11 protein-coding genes are annotated in these 20361 nt (G+C 71.4%); 2 read left to right on the top strand and 9 right to left on the bottom strand.

What is annotated here, in order from left to right; translation table 11 throughout:
• The 7 genes from BLQ91_RS27315 to BLQ91_RS42890 form a co-directional block, all read right to left on the bottom strand.
• On the bottom strand, nucleotides 1–203 hold a 203-nt coding region (locus BLQ91_RS27315; protein WP_176959975.1), incomplete at its 3' end, for a transposase.
• Nucleotides 204–290: 87 nt separating this feature from the next.
• Complete coding sequence (locus BLQ91_RS27310) at nucleotides 291–1517, bottom strand: neprosin family prolyl endopeptidase (protein WP_090101145.1); 1227 nt, start codon at nucleotides 1515–1517, stop codon at nucleotides 291–293.
• An 11-nt stretch (nucleotides 1518–1528) separates the two neighbouring features.
• On the bottom strand, nucleotides 1529–3583 hold the full coding sequence (locus BLQ91_RS27305) for a WD40 repeat domain-containing protein (RefSeq protein WP_090101143.1): 2055 nt from the start codon (nucleotides 3581–3583) through the stop codon (nucleotides 1529–1531).
• Complete coding sequence (locus tag BLQ91_RS27300) at nucleotides 3580–5619, bottom strand: WD40 repeat domain-containing protein (protein ID WP_143022833.1); 2040 nt, start codon at nucleotides 5617–5619, stop codon at nucleotides 3580–3582. Before BLQ91_RS27300 ends, BLQ91_RS27305 begins: the two co-directional genes overlap by 4 nt.
• The gene (locus tag BLQ91_RS27295; RefSeq protein WP_090101139.1) at nucleotides 5616–9032 is read right to left on the bottom strand and encodes a hypothetical protein; all 3417 of its coding nucleotides are present in this window, start codon (nucleotides 9030–9032) and stop codon (nucleotides 5616–5618) included. The genes BLQ91_RS27300 and BLQ91_RS27295 overlap by 4 nt, the downstream gene beginning before the upstream one ends.
• Nucleotides 9029–13738, bottom strand: coding sequence for a WD40 repeat domain-containing protein (locus tag BLQ91_RS27290; protein ID WP_090101137.1), 4710 nt, complete (start codon nucleotides 13736–13738; stop codon nucleotides 9029–9031). The genes BLQ91_RS27295 and BLQ91_RS27290 overlap by 4 nt, the downstream gene beginning before the upstream one ends.
• Nucleotides 13739–14026: 288 nt before the next feature.
• The gene (locus BLQ91_RS42890; RefSeq protein WP_245733834.1) at nucleotides 14027–14134 is read right to left on the bottom strand and encodes a winged helix-turn-helix transcriptional regulator; all 108 of its coding nucleotides are present in this window, start codon (nucleotides 14132–14134) and stop codon (nucleotides 14027–14029) included.
• 450 nt (nucleotides 14135–14584) lie between these two features.
• Between BLQ91_RS42890 and BLQ91_RS27280 the strand changes: the two genes are divergently transcribed.
• Complete coding sequence (locus BLQ91_RS27280; RefSeq protein WP_218130427.1) at nucleotides 14585–15019, top strand: hypothetical protein; 435 nt, start codon at nucleotides 14585–14587, stop codon at nucleotides 15017–15019.
• 11 nt (nucleotides 15020–15030) lie between these two features.
• Complete coding sequence (locus BLQ91_RS43845; protein WP_143022832.1) at nucleotides 15031–15516, top strand: Dyp-type peroxidase domain-containing protein; 486 nt, start codon at nucleotides 15031–15033, stop codon at nucleotides 15514–15516.
• Here BLQ91_RS43845 and BLQ91_RS27275 read toward each other — a convergent pair whose 3' ends face one another.
• Nucleotides 15517–16935, bottom strand: a complete 1419-nt coding sequence (locus BLQ91_RS27275; RefSeq protein ID WP_090101135.1) for a GMC family oxidoreductase — start codon at nucleotides 16933–16935, stop codon at nucleotides 15517–15519.
• Complete coding sequence (gene car, locus BLQ91_RS27270) at nucleotides 16932–20306, bottom strand: carboxylic acid reductase (protein WP_281199652.1); 3375 nt, start codon at nucleotides 20304–20306, stop codon at nucleotides 16932–16934. The genes BLQ91_RS27275 and car overlap by 4 nt, the downstream gene beginning before the upstream one ends.
• Between the last annotated feature and the right edge of the window lie 55 nt (nucleotides 20307–20361).

Genomic DNA, 20361 nt, shown 5'->3' with positions numbered 1-20361 from the left:
CGTTGCCGAGCGGCACGCAGTTCGACGGACTCGCTGCTCGGGGTGCCGGGAATCTCACCCCGATCGATCCGGTCCTGCTTGACCCACTTCGACAACGTCACCGGATGGACACCCAGGTCGGCAGCGGTCTGCTTCTGCTCTCTACCGGCCCGAACAAGCGCGACGGCACGCGCTCGGAACTCGGCGGGGTACGCACGGGGCACAGTGCACAGCCTCTCGAAGAAGCCGCCAGTTAGCCACCAACTCTGGAACCCATCCAGTAGGGCAGGTCAGTGGTGGTCGGCACCGGTCTACGGGCAGTTGAGTCCGCCGGGCCCACCGAAGAAGATGTGGGTGCCCCACGCGCTGTCCCCGCTAGCCGCGATCGCGACGTTGTAGCAGGCGGGCGACACCTGTCCCGGCACGAGCTGGGGCGACACCGGAATGCCCGCCGGGTTGTTGACGCCGATCAGCCGCTGGTACGCGGCCCTGCCAAAGCCCTCGGAAGGGAACCGGCCCGATCCCATCGCGGGGAACGAACCGAAGCCCGTGGTGGTCTCGCCGCCGAAGGACGCCAGCCGCGCGCCGGAGCCGAGTGTTCCGTTCGAGAAGAGGCTCGCCGGATAGGAGCCGACCCACACGCCGCTGGCGTGGAACCACCACCGGTCCTGCGTCAGCGTGAAGCCCATCCGGACGTGCCACTGGGTGCCGCCCGGCTGCGACACGGGTGTCAGCGCGCCGTGCAGCACGTGGCTGGCGCCGGGGGTGTAGGCGAATCCGCCGGCGCAGTAGTCGTTGTAACAGCTCTGGCTCGGCTGGTAGTCCTGACGGGTGTAGAACACGAAGAGGCGGGGCAGAGAATCCGCGGCCACCGGACCCGCGATGACGCCCGCACGCCAGCCGCACTCGACGCTTTGCAGCGTGACGAACGGCTGCATCCCGGTCGAGTACCACTGCTGCGACGCCGACGACAGCAGCTGGGGTGGGATCAACGTCGGCGACCAGGTGTTGATGTCGCTGGCCCCGCCGAGGTTGTCGGTCTCCTGCTTGGCCACGGCGTGGCGGCGCACGTTGTCCGCCGCCTTGGGGCCGACCAGGAAGTCGTCCAGGGTGGAGTGGTCGCTCGCCAGCCGCTCGAGGGTGTGGCGCAGCACCGGGACCGTGCCCGGCGGGCACCACATCTGGTTGCCGTACTCATCGTGGTGGTCGGGGTGCAGTGGCGGCGGGATCGGCTTGCTCTCACCGATGGCGGGGCTCTCCAGGTCGCCACCTGCCGGTTCGGACGGCGGATCGGGTGGTTCCGGGATGTCGCTGCTGTCGCGCAACGCCAGCTGCTGCTCGACCGGTACGCAGTCGACGACCTCGCCGCCGGGATCGACGAAGCTGTGCTGGACGTCGACGCCGTCGTAGCGTCTGAGCAGGAACTCGCGCATCTCGTCGAACGCGTCGTTGTCCGGCTTCACCTCGGTGTTCTCGCGCAGCGAGGCGTACCTGACGGACGACAGCGACCTGCGGAAGTCCTCGAACGGCTGGATCATCGGAATTCCTCTCAGAGCGGGATCGTGGTGAACGCGCGGACGTGCTCGTCGTCGCACGCGGTGGCGAGCACCCTGCCGTCGGCACTGTGGACCAGGTGACGCACGGCGGCGGGGTGGGCGCTGTGGCCGAGCGGCACACCGTTCGCGTCGACGATCGAGACCACGCCGGCCTCGGTCGCGATCGCCAGTGACCGGTCTGCCGGGTGGAAGCTCAGGGCCGTGACCGGACCGGCCTGCGGGAGCGTCCGCAGTGGCTGGCCGGTGCCGCCGACGTGCCACAGCCGGACGGCCGGCTCGGCGCCCGCGGTCGCGAGCAACGCGCCATCCGCGCTGATCGCCACGGCGACGATGTCGCTGGGATGTGTGACGTGGAGGCGGGTGGCGCCGGTCGTGGCGTCGACGACCCGCGCCGTGCCGTCCGTGACGCCCACGGCCAGCAGATCGCCGCTGAACGCGATGCCGGTCGCCTTGCCGTTCGGGTGTGAGATCCGGTGCAGCTCGGCGCCGTCGCGGATGTCGAGGATTCTCGTGACGCGGTCGTTGCACGCCGTGGCAACGCGATGCGCGCCCAGTGCCACGGCGGTCACCGGCTGCGGGTGCGTCGCGGTCCAGAGTGGACTTTGCTGCTCCGGATCAGCACCGGCGTCCCGCGGGTAGAGACGCGTGGTGCGGTCGGCACCCGCCACGGCGATCCGCTCGCCGCCGATCGCCACACCGTTCACCGCGCCGCCGAGCCTCGCCGCCCACACCGGCACGCCCTTGTCAGCGGTGAACAGGTGCACCAGCCGCGCGGTGCTGCCGGTGACCACGTGCCGGCCGTCGTCGCTCATGGCGATCGCGGTCAGCTTCCCCGTGTGCGACCGCTGCGCCAGCACCGCGCCGGTGACGCAGTCGACGGTGGTCGCGGTGGACGCGTCGTCCGCTGCCGCGATCCGCCCGGCACCGGCCGCGACGTGGAACACCCTGCCGCGCACCCGGCGCCGGGACAGCTCCAGCTGCCGGGCGTGGTAGATCCGGACGAACCCGTTCCCGCTCGCACCACGCCCGGCGGCGGCGAGCTGGGTGCCGTCCGGGCTGTGGGCGACAGCGCTCACGTCGTCGCGGACGTCCTGCCACAGCACGGCGCCGTTGCGGGTGTCGAGCACGGCGACACCGTGGCGCGGCTGATCGGGTGCGACACCGAACCCGCGGTCGATGGCGACGTGGTCGCCGGTCGGGCTGAACTCGAGCGGGCCGGTGAAGCGGAAGTCCCCTGTGCCGAACTCGCTGAAGAACAGCCGCTGCCCGTCGTCGACCCGGCAGCCGACGACGCCGCGCGCGACGAGCGCGGCGATCACGTGGCCGTCCGGGCTGATCCGCCGCGGCCGAATGCTGTCGAGCACCTGGAGGGGCAGGTCGAGGGTCGTGGTCGCCACGACCGTTCCGGTGCGCCCGTCGACCACCGTCGTCTTGGCGCCGCGGCACAGCACCAGCCGGTTGCCGGCGTCGCGGAAGGACATGTCCATCGGCATGGCGGTCAGCGGCGTGGTCGAGAGCAGGGTGCCGGTCGTGAGGTCCCACAGCAGCAGGCGGGAGCCCTCGGCGACCGCGAGCGTCGCCGAGTCCGAGCTGAACGCGGCCATGGCGACCCCGTCACCGACATCGCGCACGAGCTGCCCGGTCGCCGCGTCGACCAGCACCGTGCGGGCGGAGCTGTTCTCGTGCACCAGGAAGCGACCGTCCGGGCTGTACCGCACCTCGCCGAGGCCGGCCGCGTCGAAAAGCGTGCCGCCGGTCGCGCCGGCCAGCACCTTGACCCGGCCCGCCGACTCGGACGACCTCTGCAGCGCCGCGGCGAGGCGTCCGTCCGCACGCACCGCCATGCTGGTCACGAGGTGCTCGCCGGGAAGGTGCCAGCGGACGAGTCCGGTGGCGGCGTCGACCCGCGCGAGCCCGCCGACCGGACTGTGCGCACCGGGCAACCGGGAGGCGCCCGCGGCGAGCCACTGGTTCGACGGGTGCCAGGCGATCACGCCCACCTGGAACGGCAGCGTCGTCTCGCTGCGCACCACCGCGACGGCGGTCATGGCGTGCCCACCGCGAAGACCCGGACGACCTCGTCGTCGCACGCGGTGGCCACCAGTCCGCCGTCCGCGCTGAAGGCGAGGTGCCGCACCGGTTTCGGGTGCCGCAGCAACGCCACGTCGTGACCGGTCCGCACGTCGGTCAGCAGCACCAGCGGGCCGCCGGTCGCCAGGCACAGCACGGCGCCGCCCGGCGCGAACGACAGGCAGGTGGCCGGGCCCGCCGTGGTCAGCCTGCGCACCTCCGCCGGTTGCGCGGTGATGTCGTGGACCAGCACGAGGCCGTCGTCCCACGCGGTCGCGAGCAGCGTCCCGTCGTGGCTGAGCGCGACCAGGGAGCACCCGAAGCCGCGGGTGACGCGCGCCCGCACGGCGGGGCCGGCCGGGTCGGCGATCGTGACGACGCCGTCCTCGTTCGCGCTGACCAGCACGGAGCCGAAGGCGAGGGCGAGCACCTTGCCGTCGCCCTCGACCGCCATCACCTCGGCTCCGGTGATGGCGTCGAGCAACCGGGTTCTGCGGTCGACGCAGCCGGTGGCGACCCACCGGCCGTCGGGACTGATCGCGACGCGGGTGACGGTCTGCGGGTGGGTCACCGGAGCACCCCACCGGTTGTCGCCGTCGAGGCTGCGCACCAGCCGCGCTGTCCGTCCACTCGCGATGGCGATCCACTCGCCCGCCGGACCGCCCACCGCGAGTCCGTTGACGATGCCGATCTGCTCGACCTTCCACGACCGGTCGCCGACGACCGAGAACAGCCGCACCCCGCTCGCCCCGCCGGCCACGACGGACTGGCTGTGGTCGGCGAACCCGAGCGCCGACACACCACCCGGTACCGGTTTGCGCGCTACGGGAGCGCCGCTCTCCGCGGCCAGCACGGTCACCGAGGAGTTGTCGTCGGCGGCCGCGACGAGTGGTGTTCCGGCCGGTGACGTCCTGATGGCCGTGATCGTGCCGACTCGGCGGCGAGACTTTTCCAGGCCGGTGTCGTACACGCGCGCGAACCCGGTCGAGTCGGCGTTGGCGCCGCACGCGGCGACCCTCGTGCCGTCCGGGCTGAACTCGACGTCCCGCACCCGGTCCGGCGTGGTCGCCTGCCACAGCGGCGCACCGGTCGCCGCGTCCAGCACGACGAAGCCGGAGACGGACGGGTTGCCGACTGTCTGGTTCACCGCCATCCGCCGCAGGTCCGGGCTGAAGACGACCTTGCTCGCCTCCGGCACGTCGGCCAGCGCGGACAGTCGTGGCGTGCCGTCGCTCACCCGGTACACGCCGACGCCGGGCTCGACCACGCCCGCCACCCACCGCGAGTCCTGGCTGAACACCACCCCGCCGACGTGCAGGTCGGCGTCGGGCCGCAGCACGGGGCCCGGCAGCAGGCCGGGGAACGCGTAGACGCGGATCGTCCCGTCCCAGCACCCCGCCGCGAGCCACTTCCCGTCCGGGCTGAAGGCGACGTTCGTCGTGCCGCGGGCGATCGGCACGAGGCTCGCGCTCTGCGCGTCCAGGTCGACCAGCGCGATGCCGGCGACCCCCGGTGCCGCGATCCAGCGCGAGTCGGGGCTGAACACCACCGAGGCGTTGCTGCCCTGCCAGTCCCACGGCCCGCGCTTGTGCCCGGTCGCCACGTCAGCGGCCCAGAGGATCTGCCGCATGCCGTTGAACACGTCGGTGCCCCACCACGCCGCGCGCCGGCCGTCGGGGCTGAAGGCGGTGCTTTCCGCCCAGATCCCCTGGAACCCGAAGCGCAACGCGCCGTCCTGCGCACTCACGACGCCGGTCAGCGCGCCCGCGACAGCGAGCAGCCGGCCGTCCGGGCTGACCGCGACGTCGTGCACCGGGCCGAAGTTCGTGACCGACCAGCCGGGTGAGCCCGGTTCCGCGGACAGGGTGGTCAGCACGCCCACGGTGTTGTAGTCGCCGATCCACGCGCCCGGCTGTGCCGCGGCGATCGCCACCCACGTGCCGTCCGGGGCCCACGACACCCTGCTCCCCGGCTGGGGCGGGGTCGTGGCGGTGATCTGCTGTCCTGCGCTCATGGCCGCCACTCCGCGGGCAGCAGGACCGTGTCCACGAAGACGTTGCGCTGCCCCAGTTCCCTCGGCGTGTCCGCGCTCGCGACACCGGCGAGGTTCTCGGACTCGCACAGCCGCAGCCGCAGCCGACCGGTCGCCGACGGCAGCGTGATCGGCGGGATGGCGCCGTCGGCCGCACGAGTCACCGCGGTCACCTTTCGCCACGCGGACACGGCGGGGTCGTCGGAGACGAGGTCCAGCGCTTCGGCGTCGGCCCCCGCGGGACAGCTCTCCAGCACCACCTCGAGGCGGTTGAGCGGCGCCGGCGAGACACCGCTGACGATCACGCGCACCTGGTTGCCGTTGCGGTCGACCACCACGCGCCGGTCGGGCAACAGCGGCACGGTGTCCGCCGTGACCACAGTGGACAGTTGCAGCCCCTGGAGGCTGTCCGGCTGGTAGCGGGCCACCACGAGGCTGACGAACGGGTGGTAGGACTGGCCGGCGGCCGGCGGGGACAGCTCCACGTCCGCGTGCCAGCGGTCGCCGCCCGGGGAAACGGGATACGGCACGACGGTCACCTGCTGGCCGGTCTCCGGCAACGTCAGCCGCGTGACCGCGCCGGGTGTGCGGAACCAGTCCGCCGGCGTGACCGTCACGACGGAAGGCGTGCCGAACAACGGATCGCGGCCCATCCGGGTGCCCGCACCCGGCCCGGCGACCACCGCGAGCTGCTCACCCTCGCCGGTCTCGTACCACGGGCGCGCCAGCTCGACTCGCAGCACCTGCCCGAGCCGCAGGTGCTCGACGCGGTCGGCGTTCGGCCGGGTTCGGTGCAGGCGGAACGCGGGCGTCACGGCGAGCACGGCGGGTGCGCTGGGCCGCGCGGACGAAAGGACGTTCACCGGTCCCTGCGGCAGCCGCGCCTCGAACGCGCTGTCGAGCTCGCTCTCCTTGAAGTACTCCCGGAACCGGCTGATCGCGTTGAGCGTGTAGGTGACCCTGCGGTGTTTCGTGTCACCGAACTCGTGCCGGACGGCGAGGCGGGTGACCTGGTCGTCGCTGCGGGCGATGGTCTCGCTGTGCAGGTGCTCCACGACCACCCGCCGCTGCCCCGGACCCGCCTGTGCCCCGACGTCCTCGAACTCGGTCCACACGGCGGCGACGTCGAGCCGGCCGGTGCTGTCGGTGTCCAGCCCTGACCTGGGGAACACGGGGTTGAGCACCGCCGTGGTGTCGTGGTGGGCGCGGGTGACGGCCAGCGGCGTGTCCCACCGGGGATCCACCAGTGGGCGTTTCACCGCGTGCACGACGAGGATCCGGCGCGGCGGGGTGACCACCGGGTTGCGGCCGCGCTTCGTGTCGTCGGGTGAGATCGGCGGGTTGGCCAGGAAGTCCTGGATCGCCAGGTGGTTCTCCAGCTCACCGTCTATTGTGGACGAGAGCTCGACGACCGCCTGCTCGGCCTTCGCGAGCGTCAGCTCGAGCGTGCCGGCGTCCCTCCACCGCAGCGTCACCGGGACCGACGGGTCGGTGTGCGCGGCGAGCGTCACCTTCTTCGGTCTGCGCTCCGGCCAGCGCGGCACCCAGTCCCTGTCGTCGCCCAGCGGCGCGGGCGGACCGCCGGGTGCCTTGGGAACGTGAGCCATGACGCCGTTCGCCACAGGGTCCGGCAGGCCGGATCCGGCCGCGTCGGCGTGCATCGCCTGGTGCGCGAGCGCGAACGACTGCTCGTCGGTCAGCGCGTCCAGCACGCGGTGTTGTTCGACGAGGCCGAACGGCACGGTGGGCGGGTGCAGTTCCCGTGACTCGGTGAGCGGGTAGTCGGGGTCGTCGGCGTGGAGCTGGTCCGGGGTGCGGTCGCGGTCGCTGCGGACCACCAGCCGGTCGAGTGCCGCTCCCGCGGCGAACGTGGCGGGACCGCGCAACACCGGCGGCTGCACGGGGTCGTGCCTGCGATAGGTCACGCTCGCGCTGGCCGCGGCGTTGCCCTGCAGGTCGGTGAGCCCGAGCCCGCCGCCCGCGAGGTCGGCGACGCGCACGCGCAACTGGTAGCGGTCGGCGAACCGCAGCGCGGGCAGCCGCCCGCGCGGGATCTCGGAGTCCCAATCGAAGTCGAACGGCAGCGGGTGCTCCGGGTTGCGCGCGGGCCCCGGCGTGTCACCGCGCAGGTTCGGCCGGGGCAGCGCGAGGTTCCACCCGTCCCAGCGCAGCACGACCTCGTCGGCCCGCAGCACGCCGTCCGCGCCCCGCACGGCAGCGAACGGCTTCACATGCCCTTCCTCCCGCCCCACACCGATGGCGAGGCCGTTGACGCGGTAGGTCACGTCGCGTTCGCACACCGATCGCCACGCCGAGCCCTCGCGACGCACGTCCACGCGGTAGCCGAGCACGAGATCGTCGGCCGTCAGCTCGGCGTCGGCCATCGAGTCGGCAGCCCTGTGCAGGTCTCCGAGGCGCATCCGGTGGGCGAAGTCCGCATGCCGTCCCGGTCGCAGCAGCGCGAACCCGGCCGAGCGGATCGAGGGCATTGTCGCGTGCACGGGCGGGTTCTTCGCGTTGTCGTGCGCGGCCTGGCGCAGCCCGCCGACCACCCCGTCGACGTCGAACGTCGAGATCGCCCAGCGGCCCGGCTCCGGCGGCGCGGTGGGATCGGTGAGCGAACGCGAGTCCGACAGGTCCAGCACGCCGGCGCGGATACCTGACGTCGTGCCCTGCGCCGGAGCGGGCCGGAAGATCGCGCCGGTCAGCTCGTAGCGCGTCCACGGCGAGGTCACCAGCGCACGCAGGAACGGCGGGTCGACGCAGCGCACGGACAACGCCCTGCCGCCGGTCGACGTCCCCAGCCCGAGGTCCGCCACGTCGACGAGCAGCTCGAACACCAGTCCCAGCTCCAGCAGCACCGCCGGGTGCTCGCGCAGGGTGGACACGGTGCGGTGGAAGTCCGGCGGCACGTGGGCAGGCGGCTCGCCAACGGGCGGCGGCGCGGCCGGCAGCGGTGCGGCCCACCCGGCGATCTCGGTGCGGATCACCGCGTCGGTGGCGGCCGGGTCGTTCTGCGCGCCCTTGCGCGTGACGGCGCGGTAGGTCGTGGCGGCCTTGCGGGCGTCGTGGCAGGTTTGCGAGACCATGGGCGGCGTCACGGTCTTGTGTTCCCACTCGTTCAGCAGCCCGGCGTCACCGCCGAAGAACGCGGTCCACACGTCCGACCGCGCCCGTGCGACGTGCTCGATCCGGTGCGTGGCGATGGCCTCCCCGGCTGAGGTCCGGGTGCGCAGCTGGAAGCCGGCGTCACCGGTGAGCGTCGAGGGCCAGTCGTCCAGCCCGAAGTCGCTGATGCTGCCCGCGGCCAGCCGTGGCACGACCAGCACCCGGATCGACGCCTTTCCGCTCGGCCGCAACCCGTCCGGCACCGCCACCCACAACAGCTCACTCATGGCTCCACCTCGAACACGCGCACGACGTTGTCATCGCAGCCCGTCACCACACCGCCGGGCGCGAACGCGAGGCACCGCACCGGTTCGGGGTGGATCAGCCGGCCGGTCTCCTCGCCGCTGACCGGATCCAGCACCCGCGCCACCGGGTGCTCGGTCGCGACCACGAGGGCGCCGCCCGAGTCGAAGCCGAGCGCCACCACGGGCGCGAGCGGGGTGAAGCCGTGCAGCGAGGTGCCGTCCGCGCGCCACAGCCGGACGTCGGCTCCCGCCGTGGCGAGCACCGACCCGTCGCTGCTCAGCGCCACCTGGCTGATCGGCCCGCTGTGCTCGACCCGGATCCTGCTCGCGCCCGAGATCACGCTCGCACTGCCGTCGTCGCTGGCGCTCGCGATGATCCCGTTCATGCTCACGCTCACCGCGCGGATCTTCGCGTCGTGGTCGAACTCGTGCAGCACGTCACCCGTGTCCAGCGCGAGCACCCGGATCCTGCGGTCCTGCGCCGCGCTCACGACGAACGCGGGCCCGATCACGACGTGGGTCACCGCCTGCGGGAGCTGACGTGTCCAGCGCGGCTGCTGGTCCTCCGGATCGCCACCTGCCCGTCGGTCGAACAGCCGTACGAGCCGGTCGTTGCTCGCGGTGGCGAGGAAACGGCTGTCCGCGCTGAACGCCACGGCGTTGACCGGTCCGCGGTGCTTCGCCACCCAGCGGGTGTCGTCGCGGGTGTCGAAATGGCGGCACCGGCCGTCGGTGTTGCCGGTGACCACGCTGTGGCCGTCCGGGCTGACCGCGAGCGAGGTGACCGCTCCGGAGTGGACGCGTTCGAACAGCAGTTCCCCGGTGCCGGCGCGGAAGACGGTGAGGACGGGCTCCTCCCGCACGGCCACCGCGGCCGCGATGTCTCCGCCCGCCGCCACGAGGCTGACCGGAGCACCGCAGTCGTGTCGTGCCTGCACCGCGTTGCCCGCTTCGTAGACGCGCACGAAGTTCTCGCCGCACGAGACGACCCGTGAACCGTCACCGCTGAACGCCAGGTCGGTGATGTGCTGCCGGTCGCGCCACGACACCGCGCCTGTGGTGGTGTCGAACACGGTCACGCCCGGTGCCGGTCCCTCCCCAGGCTCCTGCCCGACGGCCACGTTGACCGCGAGCTCGCCGCCATCGGGGCGGAACGACATCGCGACCGCCGCCGGGGCCACCGGAAGCCGCAGTCCCAGCACGGCGTGTCCACCCGCGACGGTGCTGAGCCGCAAGGTCCCCGGACCGGGCGGTCCACCCGCGAGGAACGCGACGACCCGCCGGTCCCGCCCGAAGCGGATGGTGTCGGCGGTCTGCGTGCTCGCCGTCCCCAGATCGGGAACGCTCACACGGGACCGTTCGGTGATCATCCCGCCGACGAGCCGCGGCTCGTACTCGATGACAGTGCCGAACCGCCCGCTCGCCACCAGCACGCCGCCGTCGTCGGTGAACGCGCAGGCCGACGCGAAGCCGTCGTGCTCGTTCAGCTGCCACACCGGCGCGCCGGTCCGGCTGTGCACCAGCGCGGGGCTGCCCGTGCAGAGCAGGCCCGAGTCGGCGCTGAAGACGGGTGACGCCAGCGAACGTCCCTGGTGGTGCAGCAGGGTTCCGGTGGCGGCGTCGAGCACGGACACGGCCCGGCCGAGGACGCCGAGCAGCGCCGAGTCCGGGCTGAACCGCAGCCGGCCCTGGCCGGGCACGCTCCACAACCGTTGTCCCGTCCCGGCGTCGAGCATCCGGATGCGCCGCTCATCACCCTCGGTGGTGCTCACCGCGATCCGTGTCGCGTCGGCCGACACGGCGATGTCCACGCACCAGAGGTCGTCGATCCGCCACCGCTGCCGACCGGTTGCGGCGTCCAGCACGGTGAGTCCGAGCGGGGCGGTGTCCATCCGGCCGGCGCCGACCACAACCCACCGGTCGTCCGGACTCCACACGACGCGGCCCGCCCGGTGCGCGACGGTCGTGTGGAACACGACGCGGAACTCGTGCGGCGCGGTGCCCGCTCGCGCGGCCGTGCTCACCCGGTTGTCGGTGCCGGACTCGTCGGCGAAGGCGGCCCGGTACTGCCGCCACTGCTGCAGCGCGTCGGCGGACCTGATGTCGTCCAGCGGGTGGTTGCGGGTGTCGCTCCCGCCCGCGAGCTCCCATTCTCCGCTGTCCAGCTCGACGCTGTCCGACCACAGCGTGAGATCGATCTCGATCACCAGCGTGGCCCTGCCGACCAGGGCATTGCGCTCCGAGCGGTAGGTCATCGACAAGCACAGCTCGATCGACACCGAGACCAGGCCGAGCACCTCGACGCAACCGCCGATGCGCAGATATCCGGTCAGCGTCACGGATCCGCCGCGGTCGAGCGCGAACCTGACCCCGCCCAACGCGTGGACCTCGCCGGAGGCGATGACGAAGTCGACCGCGACGAACGCGCCGAACTCCAGCGCGACCTCGAACAGCCGGAGCCCGTCGCGGTCGAGCTGGATCTCGACGTACCCGCCGCCGCCGAACATCATGACGCCGAGCTGGAACGGGTTGGCGCGGCTCGCGAAGCCCAGCGCGACGACGACCGGGCCGCCGGTGAACGGGATGTCGATGCTCGCGGAGAAGCTGATGTTGCGCATCACGAACACGCCGGCGGCGATCGGTGCCAGCGGCAGTGCGTAGCGCACCCTGATCCCGGTAGGAGAGACGTCGAGCAGCTTGCCCGCGGCACCGAAGTCGACCGCGTCCTGCAGTTTCTCCAACAGCTTCAGCTCGCCGAGGAACTCGGCCTTCACCCCGCGCACGTCCACCGACGGCGGGTTTCCACCGCGCTGGCTGAACCTCACCTCGGCGAACCTCAGCCGGAGGACGGCCTTCGGACCGGGCGGCAGTTCGAACGCGAAGTCCTTGACCGTGCACACCTTCTCGTCCGTGCCGACGTCGAGGTCCAGGCGCGTGGACGGGCGCGCGACGAACGGACCGGCCGACTTCAGTGCTACGTCCGACCACCGCAGGCGGATCTGCGGCGGTGCTCCCGGAACCGGGACGGACGTGATCTGCGGCGGCAGCTTCAGCTGGTGCAGCAACGACTTCAGCGGCATGCCGAGCAGCGTGGCGGCGTCGGACGGGAACAGGCTCGCGGGGTCGATCACACCGGTCGCCGGGTTCGGCAGGGCCTGCAGGCTGACCGGCCCCAGCGTGCGGGAGATGGCGTTGGCGACGTACTTCGGTGCGACCAGCCCACCTGACCTGTCCGCGGTGCGGGAGAAGTCGATGTCACGCGCCTGCGCGGGCAGCATCTCCAGCACGACGTCCTCGGCGGCGTTCTGCAGGTACCTCTGCGTGAACCGCACCTTCGACGCCGCGGTGTCACCGCGCAGCACGCGCAGCGCGGGTAGTGCCAGTTCCAGCTCGGTCAGCACCGGGCGGTAGCCATCGCGCACGTCGCCGAGCCCGCCCACCGTGATCGAGTGCACCTCGTGCACGTCCCCGGCAGCACGCTGCGGTGACGCCACCAGGTCCAGCGCCGCGCCCGGCAACGCCGCCCTGCTCGTGCCGTAGTCCGCCGCCAGGCGCCGGGCGAGCTCTGGACTGGCCAGCGTGTCGACCACGGGCCGCCGGTCCTCGACGAACAGCAACGGCAACCGGAAGCTCACGCCACCCGAGCGCACCCCGAACTGCACCACTTGTCCGGTGAGCGTGGTGGGCCAGAAGTGGCTCAGCACGTTCCCCGCGCCGGGCAGCGCGGTGGTGAAGTGGTTCGGCGGCGCGAGATCGGCCACCGATGTCGTCGTGATCTCGATGTCCCCCAACGGGAAGCCGCGCCGCAGCACTCCGTCGGACGGCGCGCGCCTGACCGGTTCGACGACGGTCAGCACCCGAGTGGCGCGCACGACGGCGGCGCCACCCGCCACCGGGTCGAAGGTCCTGACGAACACCTGCACGAGCTCGGCGCGGTGTCCCAGCGGGTAGAGGACGCCCCGCGCGACGGTGCGCACCCGCATGTCCCTGCCGAGCACGGCGTGGTGCTCCCACTCGAAGTTCGGCCACTTCCCCGACGCGTCGAGCGTTCCGCCCAACGCGCTCAGCTCCAGCCGTTGGACCGCGGCGGGCCGGTTCTGCCCGGTCTCGTCGACCAAGCGCAGTCTGCTGCCACGCGCCAGGGGCAGTGAATTGGTCGGCGCGAACGCCGGGTCCGGTGTGTCCGCCACCTGCCGGTCGACGGCGCGCACGGCCAGCTCGGCGCCGACCAGCCGTGTGCGCCACATGCCGCGGACCTGACCGGACACCACGGGGCTGACCGGATGCTTGCACGCTACGGGACCGACCGGGCTGATCAGCAGCCGCCACGGGAGCTCGATGGCCGCGGTGACCACGGGGCTGGCCGCGAGCGCGGCGAGCACGCCCTGCGTGGTCAACACGACGCGGGCACCGGCAGCGACCTCGACGACCACCCGGCTGCCGCCGGACAGCACGCCACGCCATCCGGGCACCGTGCTGCCCCCGCCGCTGGGCAACTGCACGGGCGCGGGGGAACCGGTCGGTGATGCCTCCTCGCCCACATGCTGTGGCGGGAACAGCACCTCCAGCCGGGCCGCGGTGGACGCGGTCAGCACCGCCACGCCGGACTCCGTCGAGCTGGTGAAGCCCGACCACCGCACCCCGATCACGAGGTGGTCATCAGCGCGCACGAGAAGATGAGACGCCATCGGCCGACACCTCCGTTCGGGGAACGGCGCGGGTCCCGTGCCAGGGAGTCACTTGGCGACCAAGGGTTGTTACGCATCGGCCATTCATCGGCGGAACAACACCCGTTTGGCCTAATTGTCGCTCGACCTGACGGCGTTCACCGGGATGTGTCCTGATGACCGCCGCTTCGCTGCTCAGGCGATCGTGGCGGCGCAGCTCATCGAGGCCGTCGACGCGGCCTCGCCGTGGGTGCTCCGGAGGTGGGCCTCGCCCCGTACCCGGACGCCTCCGACGACCGGCAGAACCGTCTACCCGTAAGGCGTGGGCTGGTAGACGACGGGCGCTGGCACCGATCCGGTCTTCACGCGTTCGACGAGTCCGTCGGCCTCGAGCTCGCGCAGCTGCTCGGCCAGCACCTTGGGCGTGATCGGCGTACCGCGGCGGGCAGGCCGGCGAAGTGGGACTCATCGTGGGTGAGCCGGTCAGCGTCGTGGTGGTCCACGTCAAGCGGGCTCCGGCAGTATGACGGTGCGGCTGGTTTACCGGTGAGGGCACCAGGGGTCGAGCCTGACGAGACGAGGCAGCCCCAAGGCATACACCGTGACCGTGAAGCCATGAGGTGGGTATGGATTTCGTCTGAAGCCGCTGCGACGGCTCACCGAGCAGGTTCGCGGGACGCGACTGGAGGCGGTGGACTCGTCTGTCGGGTCTGCTGCGCCGTTGGGTGACATCTCACCTAGGTTGTGATCATGCTCTTGGTCTACGGCGGGGAAGCCGCCGCTGATGCGCCCGTTCTGCGTACCGGTGGAGTCCCCTTGGTCCCGGACGGTTTCGCTTGGCCTTCGTGTCGTGAGTGCGGTGGGGCCATGCAGTTCCTCGCTCATCTGCCACTCGACATCGGGACGGTGGCGGTGTTCATGTGCGATAACGACCCTGGTATGTGCGATGGCTGGGACGCTGCCTCCGGTGCCAACCGTGCTCTGCTGTTCACCGGTCCGCTCTCGGTAGCCGTCGTCCCTGCCAGGGGCGTGACGCTGCTTGGCGCGGTGACCGCCTTGCGTCCTCACTCCGCCGAAGAGCTGGAGGAGGAGTTGGTCCTTGGGCGGCTGGGTGGCGAACCGGACTGGCTTCAAGACGATGAGACGCCCACTTGCCCGTCGTGCGCCACTCGCATGACGTTCACGGTCCAGCTCGAAGAGGGGTACGACCACTCGACTGCGGCGAACTTCGGCGGCGGTGGCCGGGGTTACGTCTTTCACTGCCAGCCCTGCGGACATGCCGCGTTTCTCTGGCAGCGTTGACGGGCTCGTCCATGTACGTGGCACGTTCCGGTACGTGTCTCCGTGAGGCGGGATCAGCCTCCCCAGGGAAACGGCCCCTGTCTGATTACGGTGAGAGCGCTGCGTTCGGTGACTCGCCAGATGTCGATCCGGTAGCTGAAGTGGTCGCCGGGCGCGTCCGGGCTGGAGCCGGCGGGTGGGCGCCCCACGACTGCGGCCTGTGGGTAGGGCGTTGTCGTCCACGAGTACCGCCATGCGCTCGACCTGCGCGGATGCAGTTTTCGGTACGCACAGCGTCGCTGCACGGCCAGCGGCTCCCCGCCGGTCTCACACAGATGTCCGCCCTTCCCAGCGACGTGCTGGATGAGGCGTGCTGTCACGGCGACCTCTTCGTGCAGATCTGTGCGGCCACGCCGGAGCGGCTGGGGAACTCGCGGACGAGCTCGCCGCGACATCCGGCCTCAGACCGCGCTGGCGCCTCGCTGGGTTCGGCAAAGACAACGGCGAGCGCTCGCTGATCACCGCGTGGTCGCGGCTTCGGTGATGAGGCTCGCGGCTCGTTCCGCGATCGCGATCACGGTCGCGTAGGTGTTGGCCGAAGGGATCTGCGGGATGACCGAGGCGTCCGCGATCCGCAGGCCCTCGACACCGTGCACGCGGAGATCCTGGTCCACCACCGACATCTCGTCCACGCCCAGCTTGCACGTGCCGACGTAGTGGTAGTACGGCGCCGTCGTCGCCCGGATGTACGCCTCGCCGCCCGACTCGGCTTCCTGCCCGCGCCACGGTGTGAGGGCGTGTGCCGCGCCTATCTCGCGCACCACCCGCAGTCCGTTCACCATCGCGGTCATGTCCCGTGCATCGGTCAGATAACGCGGAGCCAGCGCGATTCCCTCGTCAGCCAAGCGGAGTCGCCCACGGCTGTACGGGGTCATCAGGGAGAGCACGATCAGGTAGGAGTCTTCTCCTGTCGGTGACAGGGTGGTCTGCAGATCCGGAGCGTCCAGTCCGGGATCGCTGCGCACCAGTCCGAGGACCTCGACGTTGTTGTACGAGCTCGCCGGCACCGGTCGCGCGCTGCTGTACATCACGAAGGAAAGCGGATGGTCGTGCAGGTTCTCGCCCACGCCGGGCAGGTCGGCGACGACGTCGATGTTCCTGTCACGCAGGTGGTCTGCGGGGCCGATCCCGCTGAGCATCATCAGTTGAGCGGTTCCGACGGTGCCCGCGCACAGCACCACTTCGGTGGCTTCGAGGCGGATCTGTCGTCCGCCGACGGTGTAGTCGACGCCAGTGGCCTTGACCCCGTCGAACACGACGCGCTGGACCAACGCGTCCGTGACCACGTCGAGGTTGGCGCGGGAGCCCAGGTAGGCGTCGGCAGCGCTCTGCCTGGCCCCTGCGACGATGTTCAGGTCGACCCAGCCGACACCCTCCTCCGCGCCTCCGCTGATGTCCGTCGCAAGCCGGTGTCCCATCTCGGCGGCCGCGTCCACGAACGCCGCCGCTGTCGGATGGCGGTGCTCGGCCGGGGCGACCCGCAGAGGGCCGCCGACGCCACGCAGGGCCGGATCGCGAGTGGGAGCGTGTTCGCTGCGCCGGAAGAACGGCAGCAGGTCGTCGAACTCCCAGCCCTTGCCCCAGTCGTAGCTGCTCCGATGTCCGCGAGCGAAGATCATCCCGTTGATGCTGGAGGAGCCGCCCAGAGCTTTTCCGCGCGGCCAGGCGAGAGTTCTGCCGAGCTCGGGCTCCGGCAGAGTCGTGTCCCGCCAGTCCGATCCGGTGCCCAGCAGCGACAGCCACCTGTGCGGCGCGGCGGTCACCGGAGACGCGCTGCCCGCCTCCAGCAGCAGCACTTTCGCGTTCTCGGCCAGGCGAGCGGCGACCACGCACCCCGCGCTGCCGCCGCCCACCACGATGTAGTCGTAACCACTCACGTTCGAGAGACCTCTGGATTCGGGATCAGCAGGTGCCGCAGGTCCGTCGCGTACTTGCGGATGAGGGATCGGGACAGGTGCGGGACGTCGGCGGCCGGTCCGATGCCAGCCTCCTGGACGGCCTCGCGGAAGCGCGCCGACGGGACGTCCGAACCGGGCACCGCCGGTTCCTGTTCCCGGAAGCCGTGCAGCAGCGGGAGGATCGAGTACTGCCGCTGCGACTCGGGCAGGGTGCGCAGGGCGGCTTCGACGCGGACGAGCCAGTCACCGTGGTCCGCGATCCGCTCGATGCCGTGGCCGTCTTCGACCAGCCACTCGACGAACGTGTCGAGCGAGATCCCGTCGTCGTGCGGGTTCATCAGGCTGAAGGTCTGATACCCGGAGGTGCTCGGTCCCAGCGTGACGACCGACGCCGCGGTGAAGTCGACGGGCAGGCCGTCGTAGTGGGCCCCCTCGCCGCGGTAGAACGACTGCGGGGCCACCCCCGTCGCGAGGACGCTGAACATCAGCCGGCTGAACATGTCGTGCACGTTGAGCTGCCCGGTGTACCTGCTGTGAGCGAGGATCATGGTGGAGCGGAACACCGTCACCGGCAGGCGGCAGAGGTCGTGCGCCTCCCGCAGCAGCACTTCTCCCGCCCACTTGCTCGTCGTGTACCCGCTGGCGTACCCGTCGTCGACGGACTGGACCGGCAGCGCGGTGCGCACGTCGGAGTCCTCGTCGAGGGGGTGTCCCTTCCGCGACCGGGACACCGCCACGCTCGAGATGTAGTTGATCGGCTTGAGCCGGGTGGTCAGGGCCAGGCGGATGAGCTCCGCGGTGCCGAGGACGTTGGCGTCGAACAGATGGCGGTAGGGCAGCACGTGGTTCACCAGTGCTCCCGCATGGACGATCAGGTCCACCTCACCGGTCAGCCGTTCCCACGTCGCCCCGTCCAGCCCCAGCCGCGGCTCGGCGATGTCCCCCGCCAGCACCTCCAGGTGCTCCGCGGCCACCTTTTCGAAGGTGCGCGTCAGTTCGGGGTCGTCGCTGCCGAACGCGTCGGTCAGGCGTTGCCGGGCGGCCTCGGGATCCTTGCCGCGGACGATGACGATCAGCCTGCCGCCGTCCGGGGCGAGCCGCTGCAGCCACTCGAGGGTGAGGAAGCGGCCGAGGTATCCGCTGGCGCCGGTCAGCAGGACGAGGCGGGGCTCCCCGGCCGGGAGGGGGAGGTGGCGAGCACCGTCCAGGGTCGCGGCGTCGACGAACCGGTCCAGGGTGAGGTCCTCGGAGCGCACCTCGGTGGCGTTCTCGCCGTGCACCGACGCGAATGTGGGCCGCGTCGCGGTGGCTACGCGCTTGGCCTCGACGTGGGCGGCCAGCTGCCGCAGGTCGTGCGCGGGGCTGATGATGACGTCCACGGGTACCCGGACGCCGAAGGTGTCGTGCACCAGGTTCGACAGCGACACCGCCGACAGCGAGTCGCCGCCGAGGTCGCGGAAGTACGCGGAAGGGCTCACCTCGGCCGTCGAGCCCGCCAGCAACGCCCGCACGGCCCGCTGGACGGTCTCCAGCACCGGCTGGTCGCCGCCGGTGCGAACCAGGTCGAGCAACTCTCGGGTCTCACGGGCCGAGATGTCGGCGTACAGCTGTTCCAGCCGTTCGCCGTACCGCTGCACGAGCTTGGGCCGCAACAACTTGCGCTGGTCCGACAACAGACCGTTGGCCTGGCTGAACGGCTCGGTCTCGAGCAGCAGGCCACGGGGGATCTCGTACGACTTCAGGCCCATGTCCTTCGCGATCTGCCGGAACGACTCGGTCAGCAGATCTACCAGACGGTCTTCCCCGTGCCGCTCCAGGGCGTCTTCGGTGGGCACGACGACAGCGAGCAGGTAAGAGCGCTCGCTGTTGCCGTAGACGAAGATCTGCCGCACCGACGGGCCGGCGGCGAAGACGGACTCCAGCCGGGCCACGGCCACGAACTCGCCCTGGGACAACTTCAGGACGCTCTTGAGGCGGTCCACGACGGCGATGCGGCGCGGACCGAGCTCGGCGACGATGTCGCCGGTCCTGTAGTAACCGTCCTCGTCGAAGAGGTCCGCCGTCAGCTCGGGCTGCTTGTAGTAGCCGGGGATGCCGCCCGCCTTCACCCGCAACTCGCCGCGCGGGTACGGGTGGTCGGTGCGGAAGTAGCCGAGCTCGGGCACGTCGGCCAGCTTGTAGTCGATCACGGGCGGGTTCAGCAAGGTGCCGTTGACGGCGATGCCCGGGACCTCGGTGGAGCCGTACATGTCGTACAGGGGAACGCCCAGCAGTGACTCGACGAACTCGGTCAGCGTGGCCGACAGCGGCGCGGAACCACAGGTGGCCCAGGAGACGCGCCCTCCGAGGACTTCCTCGCGGAGGTGTGTGAGCACCTCGGCCGGGTCGGCGCCGGTCCGCCGGTCCAGTTCGCTCTGGTAGCGCTGGTGGAGCATCTCGCAGACGCGCGGCACCAGGGACAGCTCCGTCGGCCGCACGAGAGCGAGGTCCTCGAAGAACGTCGACAGGTCGCTGCTCGCGGTGAAGCAGGTGGTGCCGCCGCGCGCCAGTGTGTTCGTCAGCGTGAAGTGGCCCGCGAAATGGCTCAGCGGCGTGTAGTGCACGGTGATCACGCCCGCGTCGGGGGTCCGGTTCGCCCGGTCCTCCCACGTCACCCCGGCCAGCCGCTCGGTGTAGATCGCGCCCTTGGGCGTCCCGGTGCTCCCCGAGGTGTACACGAGCATCGCGAGGGGGTCCTGGTCGTCGCCGGGGAGGTGCGGCGGCGCCTCAGGCAGGGAGGTGCCGAGGACCTCGTGCAGCGCAACGACTTCGACGTCCCGCCCGGCCTCGGCGAGGCTGTCGCGGGCGGCGGCGAAGCGCTCCGCGTGGTCGTCGGAGCGCGGGTCGTGGTCGAACACCACCAGCCGCCGGACCGAAGGCGCGCGCAGGACCAGTCCGGTCGCCACGTCCAGGCGCTCGACGCTCGCGGCGACGAGGACAGGCTCGGTCTCCGCCACGATGGACGCCAGCGTCTCGGCCGACGCGCCGGTCTGCAACGGGACGTTGACGACGCCCAGGTAGCCGCACGCCAGGCTCAGCGTCGCGTAGTCCCGGCTCGCGAAGCCGAGCAGGGCCACCCGGTCGCCCGCGGCCAGAGGGAGCCGCGGGTGGTGATGCCAGTCGCTCGCCACCGCGCGTATGCGGCTCCACAGCTCCCGGTAGGTGGTCATCTCGTAGCGGGGCAGCAGACGGGCGGTCACGCGCCCCGTCCGGGCGTCCCGCACGAGTTCCCGTGCGCGTTCACCGACAGCGGGCCGTTCCCCGTAGCGCTCGAAGACGTTTGCCATTACTTGCGCAAGTCGCAATGTCATCTCCGCGAAAATGGGAACAGCACCGAATCGCGACACTAGCAGCAGTCGGCCGGGC

It is taken from the genome of Lentzea jiangxiensis, from assembly GCF_900104175.1.
In the GTDB taxonomy this organism is placed as follows: Bacteria; Actinomycetota; Actinomycetes; order Mycobacteriales; family Pseudonocardiaceae; genus Lentzea; species Lentzea jiangxiensis.
Note: the sequence above shows the minus strand (reverse complement) of the source record. Positions and strands in the feature narration are given on the sequence as shown.

Excerpts from the sequence above, each read along its gene's own strand:
- BLQ91_RS27280 (WP_218130427.1), top strand. The coding sequence starts at position 14,585 with ATGCAGTTCCTCGCTCATCTGCCACTCGACATCGGGACGGTGGCGGTG.
- car (WP_281199652.1), bottom strand. The coding sequence starts at position 20,306 with ATGACATTGCGACTTGCGCAAGTAATGGCAAACGTCTTCGAGCGCTAC.
- BLQ91_RS27290 (WP_090101137.1), bottom strand. The coding sequence starts at position 13,738 with ATGGCGTCTCATCTTCTCGTGCGCGCTGATGACCACCTCGTGATCGGG.
- BLQ91_RS27295 (WP_090101139.1), bottom strand. The coding sequence starts at position 9,032 with ATGAGTGAGCTGTTGTGGGTGGCGGTGCCGGACGGGTTGCGGCCGAGC.
- BLQ91_RS27310 (WP_090101145.1), bottom strand. The coding sequence starts at position 1,517 with ATGATCCAGCCGTTCGAGGACTTCCGCAGGTCGCTGTCGTCCGTCAGG.
- BLQ91_RS27305 (WP_090101143.1), bottom strand. The coding sequence starts at position 3,583 with ATGACCGCCGTCGCGGTGGTGCGCAGCGAGACGACGCTGCCGTTCCAG.
- BLQ91_RS43845 (WP_143022832.1), top strand. The coding sequence starts at position 15,031 with ATGTACGTGGCACGTTCCGGTACGTGTCTCCGTGAGGCGGGATCAGCC.
- BLQ91_RS27300 (WP_143022833.1), bottom strand. The coding sequence starts at position 5,619 with ATGAGCGCAGGACAGCAGATCACCGCCACGACCCCGCCCCAGCCGGGG.